The following is a 10,097-nucleotide window of genomic DNA, read 5'->3' as shown; positions in this document are numbered from 1 at the left end:
CTCCTCGCCATGGTATTCATCGCGAATGGTTGAGTAGCCAAGCGACCGGTAGAAGCCCTCGGCCGTGATGGAAGAGGGCACGCGCAACTGACTGACGCCGTTGATGGCGGCGGCTGATTCAACCACCGCCATCAACGCGCGACCGGCGCCTCGGCCTTGGCAGGCGGGGGCGACGAATACGCTGCGGACGGTGGCCTGATCGAGGCTCGCCGTGGCAATGATTTCTTCGCCGTGGGTCGCCACGTACACCTGCCGCTGCGCCAGCAAGCGCAGGATCGCCGACGGGGAAAAACTCAGTTCCACCTGCGCGATGATGGCGGCGGAATAGTCCTGGCGATTGGACTCGCGCAGGGCGGCCACGATAACGCGGCTGATCGCGGTGGCGTCCTTATCCGTTGCCTTGCGGATCGAGCAGTTCATGGGGCTGTGCTCCTTGCGTCCGGGCGCGGCTATCCGAATACCGGGTGAGCAGCGCACGCCGATAATACCCTTTCATTTACTGGCCGCTCTCATGTTGTGGCCCTTGCTGCACTTGCTGATCAAGCAGCATTTGTGTGACCTGCTCAATGTAGTCGAACACCTCAGGCTGGACCGAGTATTGGTACTGCTTGCGACGGTTATTGGACACTTTTCCATCGTTCGTCAGGCACATCATCACGAGGTTGGCCAAATCGCTGCCGCGTACGTCGTAGGCCTCATTTACCGTCCGCACGACCTCGTCGTAGTTTTCGAGAAAGATTGTCTCTTCCCGAAGTTCCACTTCTAACGCCCGCTTCGCCATTTCCAGAGTGAACAGTACGGCTGAAGTGGCATCCCAGAAGCGATAGATCGAGGGATCACCCGTGAATTCGAACGAGTATTGGCCTTGATCGATCCACCGGACATCCCAGAATTCGCGCGCCGGGCGAGAGAAGGCCTGCAGCGTCTCCAGGTAGGCACGCTCTTCACGCTTCATGGCAACAGAGACTGGCAACAGCAAACCATTTTCCAGCGCACCGGTGCGGCACAAGGTGTGGTGGATCAGAAACCGGGACAGACGACCATTGCCGTCCATGAACGGATGAAGAAAGACGAAACCGAACGAGATGATTCCAGCCGCGATGAGGGGATCGATCCGCGAGGGCGCGTGGTTGCCCAAGGCCATTAGCTCCTCCATCAACTCACGACAAAGATCCGGAGCTGGCGGAACATAGGTAACCCCTGCGGCGCCCTGTAGCCCATTCGCCAGATGGTTCTGCTCATGCCGAAACGCGCCCGCCATGTCAAAAGGGTTAGAGATCGTTGCATTCTGGAGATGGACCAGATAGTCCTCGTCCAGTGGAATACCTTCGTGAGCCTGCCGGAGCAGCTGGATAAATTTGCGCGCCTTATCCTCGCTAGGCGACTCTTTCTCAATCGCGAATGAATCCTGCGTCTCGTGAAGGTAAGCCCAGTTGATGGCGCGATCCATCATTCCGGTCGGGAGGCTCTGCATGAAGTGCTGAGCGCGTGCAAGGATGTCGTAGTCGAGAAGTGCGACGATCTCCGGTGTGCGTTCCACGGTCGCGCAATAGGCGAGGGTGCCAATCCCGTTGAACTCTACCCGCCAGCGAGAATTGCGTTCTCCAGGCATTGTCACATACAGAGCTGGATCGAACAGTGGTACAAAAGCACCTCGCACGGGTGAATGCTGAATCAGCTCTTCTCCGGTGAATGCTTCGCGAAGAAAACAGGCTTTGCGCAGGTAAATACCGTTGGGCGCTTTTTCCAACTCCGCTTCCATGCTCGATGCCGTGATTTTCGGCAACGCCTGGGCCAGGATGGCGAGATTGATTCCTTCGTGCTTGAGCGCGAACAGCAAATGCCCCAGCAGGTCATCAGGCTCCGGTGCACTGCCCGCTGGCACCGTCAGCGTTTCACCGATTCGCTTGATCCTTGTGACTGGTTGAGTCTTCGCAGGTCGATTCAAAGGGAAAGCCGACAGGCGCAACGACTCTTGCAGCCTGGCGTAGCCAACAAAATTCATGGTGCGATTCCTTGATTCACAACGATCCCGTGCAGTTTTTCTTCAGTCAACAAAGAAAATCTTCAGTTCGACCAATTATCCTGATTTTTTCTTAACTTGATACCTCCCGTCTTATTCCTATGACCGGACGACCACCCCCGTCTCCCTGAGACTCCTGCTGGCATCCAGAGCCGGGGAAAGCCGGACCTCCCGATTTATCGCGACTGGATTACATGGGGCTGTCCGGCGCCGCAAAACATCCATTGGATAAGATGGCCACCCACCCATCCCGGCTTGGTATGACCCATGAATCCGAGTATTAACCACACGTTGGCCGCCGCCGCGTTGTTCGGTGCCAGCACGTCGCTTGCCAAACTTCTCGCCCTGCGCGGCCCAGGTTCCGCGCGTACAGGGGCGTATTATTCAACCGCGCCATTCCTCGGCGCCGGCATTGCGATCCTCTTTCTCGGCGAACCTGTGTCGGGAGCGTTCTGGGCGGCCGCCGTGCTAATGGGCATTGGCGTATGGCTTCACATCACCGAACGTCACGGACATGAGCATCAGCATCTGCCGATGACCCATGCCCACCGGCATGTTTACGACGAGTACCACCAGCACGAACAGGCGTTCGAGTGGCGCGGGAAGGGCGCACACAGCCATGTACACGGCCATGCTCAGGTGCGTTACAGTCATCCTCACTTTCTGGATATCCATCATCGGCACACCCATTAGCGGCGTTGGATGACGGGATGGCGCACCTGACCGCTGCGGTTACGCCGCCGACAAATGCTCATAAAGAATCGTCGCGCCAACCAGCATCAGCACAACCCCTCCGATGATTTCAGCTCGCTTGCCCACCACCGTGCCCAGCACGCGGCCCAGCATCACGCCGATGGTGACCATCACCGTCGTGGCGACACCAATGGCCGCGGCAGCCACCAGGATATTCACGTTGACGAAGGCCAGGCCAACGCCCACGGCCAGCGCATCGATGCTGGTGGCGAAAGCGGTCACGGCCAATATCAGGAAGGAGTGCTGATTGGGTTTGTCTTCTTCGGCGTCATCATGCTTGAGGCCGTTGTAGATCATGTGCACGCCGAGCACCACCAGCAGGGTGAAGGCGATCCAGTGATCCCAGTTCTTGACGTAGGACGTGGCGGCCTGGCCGATCAGCCACCCGATCAGGGGCGTGATGCCTTCGATGACGCCAAAGATGATGCCGGTGCGCAAGGCTTCTATGAGGCGGGGCTTGTGCAGGCTTGCGCCTTTACCGATGGCCGCTGCGAAAGCGTCCGTGGACATGGCCAAAGCAAGAAGGATGAGGGAAATCGGGTTCACGGTTATGTTCCAGTCGGGCAATGAGTCAACGACGCAGCCACACGCCCGACTTTAGGCATGGATGCATCGTTGGTCTCGCCAACCCGAAGGTGTTCGTGCCACGGCAGGCCGCCGAGAATGTTGACACGAACGCTCTGTGACACGGGGTCCAGAGCAGGCTACTCCCCAACAAGGGCCGCCACTATAACGCGTGAATGTAAAAAAAATGTCGGCGCCTGATGATTTGTTCAGCGAATCAGCACACCGCTCAACCCGCTTCCGACGTGGCGATACAGCCCAGAATTCTCAGATACAGACTCACCGTCGTCCCCGCCCCGGGCGCTGTTTCGATGCGCGCGTCACCGCCCGATTTGATTGCGAAATCTTTTACCTGAGCCAGCCCCAGCCCTGTGCCTTCGCCTGTCGCTTTGGTGGTGAAGAAAGGCTCGAACACCTGGCGCGCGACCTCGGCAGGCATGCCAGGGCCGTTGTCACTGACGCTGACCACAAGGTAGTCGCCCTGTTGCAGCGACAGATCATCCTCCACATGCACCCAGCGGGTGGACACCCGAATCTGGCCGGAACCCTTCAGCGCATCACGGGCATTGCTGAGCAGGTTCATCACGACCGCGTGCAGTTGGGCTTCGACACAGAGGACGCCCCAGCCCCATTCCGCCAGATCGAAGTCAAGGTCGATGCCTTCGCTCATCGAATGGCGCATCAGCGGCTGCGCGGCGTGAAGGCGAGCGGTCACATCGATGCAGATCAGTTCAGGCCCGTCACCGCGCACGCTCGACATCAAATAACTGATGAGCTGCCGGCCTTGCTCAACGGCCTGCAGGCCGGTCTCGGCGAAACGCTCGACGTCCACTGGCCTCCGGGAACGCAGGCGGGTCAACTGAAACGCAGCGCTGACGCTCTGCAGCAGGTTGTTGAAGTCATGGGCAATGCTTGCGGTGAGCATGCCCAGCGAGGAGATGCAGCCGGAATTTTGCAGCAGCGGGGTGACTTCGCTCGGGTTCTGCTCGGCTTGCTGGAATTGATCCTTAAATTGCGCCAGCTGCCGTTCACGTTGTTTGCTCAGCAAGCGGGCTTCCAGCAGCGCCGCGGCTTGCCGGGCCAATGCCTGGAGGGCGAGGGATTGGCGTTCGCTCAGCTGACGGGCGCATGTGTCGATCACACAAACGGTCCCCAACGCGACGCCGCTGTCCGTGACAATCGGCGCGCCTGCGTAGAAACGAATGAAGGGCGGGCCGAGCACCAGAGGGCTGGAAGCGAAGCGAGGGTCGAGGGCCGCGTCTTCGACGACCAGCACTTGCACGGGATCAAGAATCGCATGGCCGCAGAAGGCCAGATCCCGATGGGTTTCCTGCACCCCGAGGCCCACGCAGGCCTTGAACCACTGGCGTTCCCGATCGACCAGCGACACCAGCGCAATGGGCGCGTCGCACAAGGTGGTGGCCAGTAGAACGATGTCGTCGAATGCCTTTTCGTTGGCACTGTCCAGCACGTCCAGGTGTTCGAGCGAGAGGACACGCTCTTCCTCGTTGAAAGGAAATGGGGCGGGATGGTGGGCCATCGATAGTCTGCGCCGGGAAATAAACAATCGCGCATGATGCGCTGTGGCCCGTCGCCCGGCAAGGCCATCGCCCTGTCGATGGTCGGGCCGGGCCGTTAACCTCCTTTTCAAGCACGTTTCGCAGTCGCGCCGTTCCAATATCGAGGCCGCGTGCCTGGGAGTGGCCGTGACTGGCCATGTCGGTTACCGGTGGGTTGACGCGCCGTATCAGGCTGCAGCTGTCTTCAAAACCCCGATGCAACCGATTCGATCATGCCCCTGAACCATTCCTGAGCGGGATTCCCATTGCCACGACGATGCCAGATGAGATGAAACGTGATCTCCGGCAGCGCGACCGGCGGCGGGAACAGGACCAGTTTCCCTCCCGTCGGCGAGCTGAGGGCGATGCGTTTCAGGACGGTGGCAGTCATGCGGGAAGAGGCGATGATCGCCGGCACCGCGAACATCTGCGGCAGCGTCAGTGCCAGGGTGCGTTGCTTGCCCAACTGAGCCAACGCCTGATCCACCAAACCGTGTCGATCACCCTCGGGCGAGACCAGTACATGGGGCAGCGAGAGGTAAGTGTCCATGTCCATGCCGCGCAGGGCTGCCGGATGGCCATGGGCGACGAGGGTGACGAAAGCGTCACGCAGAATCGGTCGCGTGAAAATGCGACCGTCTTGATGGCTGGGCAATACACCGATTGCCGCATCAATCACTCCCGCATCCAGCATGTCCACGGCATGGTCGCGGTCATTGACTGCGTGAACGTTGATCGACAGGTGTGGCGCGTGTTCGCTCAAGGTCTGCAGCAGCGTGGGGAGCAGCACGAAGGCGGGATAGTCCGACAAGCCAAGGTTCATTGTGAGCACGGCATCGGCCGGGACAAAGTCAGGCATTTTCACCAGGGCGGCTTTTATCTGGCTCAGCGCCTCGGCGACAGGTTGGGCCAACTCACGGGCACGGGGCGTTGGAAGGAGGCCGTCAGGGCTGCGCAAAAAAAGCGGATCGCCCAACAGCGTGCGCAAGCGCGAAAGCGCGGCACTCATGGCCGGTTGGCTGACGCCGACCTGAGTCGCGGCGCGCGTGACGTTGCGCTCGTTCATCAGGGCATTGAATGCGGCAAGCAGGTTCAGATCGATGCCATGAAAATCCATAAATCAAATAAACCTATATACGAGCCATTTGTTATACGGATGGTAGCCCTGCGCTCACACTCTCGCCATACCCCACGATGAGAGCCATCCTATGTCCACCGCAGAACTTGCCACCCGCCTTCAAACCGAACGGCAGGCCGTTGAGACCCTCTACCGCGCGTTCAGCGAGAACAATCCCGACCTCGTCGACAGCGTGCTGGCTGCCGACTGGGATGACATCCCCCTGGCACCCGGGCAAGGCCCAGGTCCCGAGGGCATCAAACCGATTATCCGCAGCCTCGCCGACGCTTTTCCGGATGTGCGCATCGTCATCCACGACATGGTTCAGGCCCCTGGTCAGGTCGCCGTACGGGCTGAAATAACCGGCACCCACCTCGGCGAGCTGTTTGGCATCGCCGCCACGGGCAAACAGGTGAGCTTCCGTTTGCATGAGTTTCACGCACTGGAGAACGGGCGGGTCGTTACCACGTGGCACATGGAGGACTGGTTTGGTCTGTTCCTGCAGCTCGGTCAATTCCCTCAAGCCTGAACAACGAAGAGAAAGCCATCATGAAAACAGCGTCCATTTCTGTATTCGGCGGCCCTGAGGTCGTCACGCTGCACAACCTCGATCTGAGCAAGCCAGGCGTTGACGAGGTCCTTGTGGGCGTCGAGGCCGCCAGCGTCAACCCGCTGGATCTGAAGATCATGGCCGGGTACATGCAGCCGGTCTTTCCCGTTGAGCTGCCATACACCCCGGGCACCGATTTCAGCGGCATCGTCAGCAGCGTCGGTGGACAGGTGACCCACCTGAAACCCGGTGATCGCGTGTTCGGCCGCAGCACCCCCACTGCGGGTGGCGCCTTTGCCCGGCAGCTGATAATCGCTGCCACCGAGCTTTGTCTGATTCCGGCTTCCATGAGTTTCGAGCAGGCGGCGGCGCTGCCGACGACCTTCGGCACCGCGCAGCAGGCGTTGTTTGAGGTGGGGCACTTGAAGCCCAGCCAACGCGTCTTGATACATGGGGCAGCGGGTGGTGTGGGCAGCATGGCGGTGCAGCTGGCGCATCTGGCAGGCGCGTATGTCATCGCCACGGCTTCGGCGCGCAACATCGAGCGGGTGAAAAGCCTCGGTGCGGACGAGGCGATTGATTACCGCTCCGAGGATTTCACCACCCTGCGTGACATCGACCTGGTGCTCGACACGGTCGGCGGCCCGACCCTGGAAAGCTCCTGGTCGGTACTCGGCAAGGGTGGACGGATTGCGACCCTCGTGGAGTTCGACATCGAATCCCGTGAAGACCATCCCGGGGAAGCCGTGTTCTTTGCCAGCGCCACGCCGTATCTCCCGGAGGCGGTGCGGCAGTTCAGTGCAGGGCAATTGCAGGTTGTGACCGACTCGATCTTCACCCTGGAAGAGACCCGCGCCGCCCTGGAGAAAGTCGCCACCGGGCATGCCTGCGGTAAGGTCATTATCCGTACGGCCCATTGATTCAGTGGCGGCATCCATGTCACGACACGCCAATGGCTCATAGGCTTGGTGCTCGCGGGCACGCGCAGCCAAAGCATGGGGTCATGAAATCGAAGGCTGTAGACGGGAGTGGCGGCTGGATGGTTGCAGCTACACCGATGCGGATCTTGAAGTCCTATAACGAGTGGGTTGATGCGGGTCACCGGCTCTAAGCGTTGAACGAGGGGAACGCGCATGAGCCGTTCCCCTCGTCGCACCCCGCCTGTTAGCCGAGGGCAGCCTCGCTGGCCGTGCCCACGAGGGTTACTTCCTGCGCCTGCGCAAAGATCATGTCGGAGTTGCCCAAGTCCTGTGTCCAATCGCCTTTGAGGGCGATCTCGAACCGATGGCCCTGCGCGTCCGCTTCCACGTCCTTGAGGTAGGTGCGGTCCAGGTCGTGGTTATAGACCAGCTTCAGCGTATCCCCGGTGCCGTCCCCGAAACCCGTGTAACCCAACGCCGACACGTCGATCTTGTCGTTGTTGTTGGCGAACCGGACAATCAGGTCCACGAAGCTCTGGCTGTCGGTGCGATAGCTGTCGCTGGCTGCCGTGTAGCGGAACACGTCAGCGTCATTGATGCCATTACGGCCGTAGACTGAAAGGTTCGGGTCGTCGCCGCCGCTCAGCAGGTCGGCACCCGCGCCCCCGGTGATCACGTCCGAGCCTCTGCCGCCATCGATGCGGTCGTTACCGGCCAGGCCGTAGATGACCTCCGACATGGCACTCCCCGTGATCACGTCCTTGCCAGCCGTTCCTTCGACGGTGGGGGCCGTGAACACCAGATTGTTGCTGTTCAACTGCCCCGTCAGGTTGCCTTCGAGCGCCAGTTCAAAGCGCTGCCCGTCGACATTGGCATCGAAACTTTTCAGGTACGTGCGGGTGCCGTCAGCGTTGGCCTGGATGGCCAGCGTGCCATTGTGGCCGTCGCCAATGCCGGTGAAACCCAACGCAATCAGGTCTACGCGGTCCTGGGAGGCGTCGAAGTCCAGAATCCGGTCGCTGCCGGTTTCCGTAGCGGTGCGGTAGCTGTCGCTGATCTGGCTGAAGCGGAAAATGTCTGCGCCGGTTCCGCCTGTCAGTACGTCACGGCCACCGGCGCCTTGCAGCACGTCGTCACCGCCCAGGCCGCGGATGATCTCTGCCGTGTCGTTGCCAATCAGGTGATTGGCCTCGCTGGAGCCGTCCACGTGGTATTGGCCGTCATGGCTGCCAAAGGTGGTGTCCAGGCTGCCATCGGCGTTCAGTCGAGTGATCACGTCGCCGGCGATAAGGATCTTGCCATCGGGCTGAACGATAGCCGAGTGGGCATAGGCGGAGTCCCCTTGGGGCACCTGAAGGGTGAGCTTGCCATCACCGCTGAAGGAGGTGTCGAAGGAACCGTCCGCATTCAGCCGCAGCACGTTGAAGGCGGTACTGTCATGACTCTCGCCGGCAATGATGATCTTGCCATCGGCTTGCACGGTCATCGCGGCGCGGTAGTCCAGCCCCAGGGCGGTATCGAAGTACACCACGCCGTCCACGCCAAACGCGGTATCCACGTTGCCGTCGGCTGCAAGTCGCTGAACGGCATACACCGGATCGCCCGGGTCGTGGGGTCCCTCGGAGCCCACGTACAGCCAGCTGCCGAGTAAGACGCTGCCGTCGGGCTGCACAACGGTGGCGATATTGCCGGTGCCGTAATAGCCGGTCGGGTTGAGGACGAGTGTGCCGTCGACACCGAAGTTTTCCGCCGGCGTACCGCTGCTGTCCAGCTTGAAGACAACTGCTTGCGAGGTGCCGCGAGCGCTGACGTACACCGAACCATCGGCTGTGGCGTAAATCGCCATTCCATCGGTGCTAATCGGTACATCGAGGGCTGCGGCGCCGCCTTTGCCGAACGTGGTGTCCAAGGTGCCATCGAGGTTGAAGCGTTCGACTTTCAAACCGCCAAGCCCAGGCTGCGCCGACAGGACTTTACCGTCGGCCTGCACGGCCATGACGTAGTAAGCCTCATCTTCCGGATCCAGGCTGGCGGGCACGAGGGCAATCCCGTCCTGGCTGAAACTGCTGTCCAGGCTGCCGTCGCTGTTCAGGCGCACCGACGTGAAGCTGCCGCGTGTTCCGTAGCTTTCATCGCCCGGCGAGCCTGGATAACCAATGGCGGTCTGGAAGCTTTCGCCGCCGACGAGGATCTTGCCGTCCGGCTGAAGAATGATGCTCCAGGTTTGATCGGCCCCCGTGGAGGGGTCCACTTGCACGGTGCCCGGGCCGGTTCGTACGGTGTAATCGATGGTGGGCTTGCTGTCTGTTGAAGCCATGACATTGTCCTTTTGACATGGAGCTTGATGGGATTTGAAGGCGTCGTGGGAGTGACGCTCAGGGGTTGACCGTGTGGGTGTCAATAAATGCGAACGAGGTTCCCTGTCGGCAAAAAAACATCAGGCTTCGCGAGAGTGGATGGCTCAACAGCCTTGGGCTTCGCTCGGTCCACGTCTCGAGCGCATGACGCGATGGGCCGCTCACCCTGTTCACATTGCTTAAATATTGCTGTGACACAGTTTCATGTCGCTTGATCAAGCATCCAGCAGGAACGGACAGCTGACCCAGGGATT

At 60.5% G+C, this 10,097-nt stretch carries 8 protein-coding genes and 1 pseudogene; 3 read left to right on the top strand and 6 right to left on the bottom strand.

Going from position 1 to position 10,097, the window contains the following annotated elements:
- Together QMX88_RS20405 and QMX88_RS20400 are read right to left on the bottom strand one after the other, a co-directional pair.
- Positions 1-420 (bottom strand): GNAT family N-acetyltransferase (locus QMX88_RS20405; RefSeq protein WP_282372035.1); only part of this gene is annotated, 420 nt, incomplete at its 3' end.
- Positions 421-496: 76 nt separating this feature from the next.
- The gene (locus QMX88_RS20400) at positions 497-2,005 is read right to left on the bottom strand and encodes a Fic family protein (protein WP_282372034.1); all 1,509 of its coding nucleotides are present in this window, start codon (positions 2,003-2,005) and stop codon (positions 497-499) included.
- Positions 2,006-2,359: 354 nt separating this feature from the next.
- On the opposite strand from QMX88_RS20400, the pseudogene QMX88_RS20395 reads away from it, so the two are divergent.
- Positions 2,360-2,716 (top strand): annotated as a pseudogene (locus tag QMX88_RS20395) (EamA/RhaT family transporter); the annotation flags it as partial.
- A gap of 39 nt (positions 2,717-2,755) precedes the next feature.
- Here the strand turns inward: QMX88_RS20395 and mntP are convergent.
- The 3 genes from mntP to QMX88_RS20380 form a co-directional block, all read right to left on the bottom strand.
- Positions 2,756-3,322 carry a manganese efflux pump MntP gene (mntP, locus tag QMX88_RS20390; protein WP_282372033.1) on the bottom strand — a complete coding sequence of 189 codons (567 nt, stop codon included), beginning with the start codon at positions 3,320-3,322 and terminating at the stop codon, positions 2,756-2,758.
- Between the two features lie 247 nt (positions 3,323-3,569).
- On the bottom strand, positions 3,570-4,880 hold the full coding sequence (locus tag QMX88_RS20385) for an ATP-binding protein (RefSeq protein WP_282372032.1): 1,311 nt from the start codon (positions 4,878-4,880) through the stop codon (positions 3,570-3,572).
- Between the two features lie 224 nt (positions 4,881-5,104).
- Positions 5,105-6,016, bottom strand: coding sequence for a LysR family transcriptional regulator (locus QMX88_RS20380; protein WP_282372031.1), 912 nt, complete (start codon positions 6,014-6,016; stop codon positions 5,105-5,107).
- 91 nt (positions 6,017-6,107) lie between these two features.
- Here QMX88_RS20380 and QMX88_RS20375 point away from each other — a divergent pair, with 91 nt between their 5' ends.
- Both QMX88_RS20375 and QMX88_RS20370 read left to right on the top strand, forming a co-directional pair.
- Positions 6,108-6,545, top strand: a complete 438-nt coding sequence (locus QMX88_RS20375) for an ester cyclase (RefSeq protein WP_282372030.1) — start codon at positions 6,108-6,110, stop codon at positions 6,543-6,545.
- Positions 6,546-6,565: 20 nt separating this feature from the next.
- Positions 6,566-7,486, top strand: a complete 921-nt coding sequence (locus QMX88_RS20370) for an NADP-dependent oxidoreductase (RefSeq protein ID WP_282372029.1) — start codon at positions 6,566-6,568, stop codon at positions 7,484-7,486.
- 244 nt (positions 7,487-7,730) lie between these two features.
- Here the strand turns inward: QMX88_RS20370 and QMX88_RS20365 are convergent, their stop codons facing one another.
- On the bottom strand, positions 7,731-9,803 hold the full coding sequence (locus tag QMX88_RS20365) for a calcium-binding protein (protein WP_282372027.1): 2,073 nt from the start codon (positions 9,801-9,803) through the stop codon (positions 7,731-7,733).
- Positions 9,804-10,097 lie beyond the last annotated feature (294 nt).

This window comes from Pseudomonas sp. PS02290 (assembly GCF_029960075.1).
Lineage (GTDB): Bacteria > Pseudomonadota > Gammaproteobacteria > Pseudomonadales > Pseudomonadaceae > Aquipseudomonas.
This window is presented reverse-complemented; position numbering and strand designations above follow the sequence as displayed.

Bases quoted from the DNA above. Each gene is read 5' to 3' on its own strand.
- QMX88_RS20370 (WP_282372029.1), top strand. From the start codon at position 6,566: ATGAAAACAGCGTCCATTTCTGTATTCGGCGGCCCTGAGGTCGTCACG.
- QMX88_RS20365 (WP_282372027.1), bottom strand. From the start codon at position 9,803: ATGGCTTCAACAGACAGCAAGCCCACCATCGATTACACCGTACGAACC.
- QMX88_RS20385 (WP_282372032.1), bottom strand. From the start codon at position 4,880: ATGGCCCACCATCCCGCCCCATTTCCTTTCAACGAGGAAGAGCGTGTC.
- QMX88_RS20400 (WP_282372034.1), bottom strand. From the start codon at position 2,005: ATGAATTTTGTTGGCTACGCCAGGCTGCAAGAGTCGTTGCGCCTGTCG.
- QMX88_RS20375 (WP_282372030.1), top strand. From the start codon at position 6,108: ATGTCCACCGCAGAACTTGCCACCCGCCTTCAAACCGAACGGCAGGCC.
- QMX88_RS20380 (WP_282372031.1), bottom strand. From the start codon at position 6,016: ATGGATTTTCATGGCATCGATCTGAACCTGCTTGCCGCATTCAATGCC.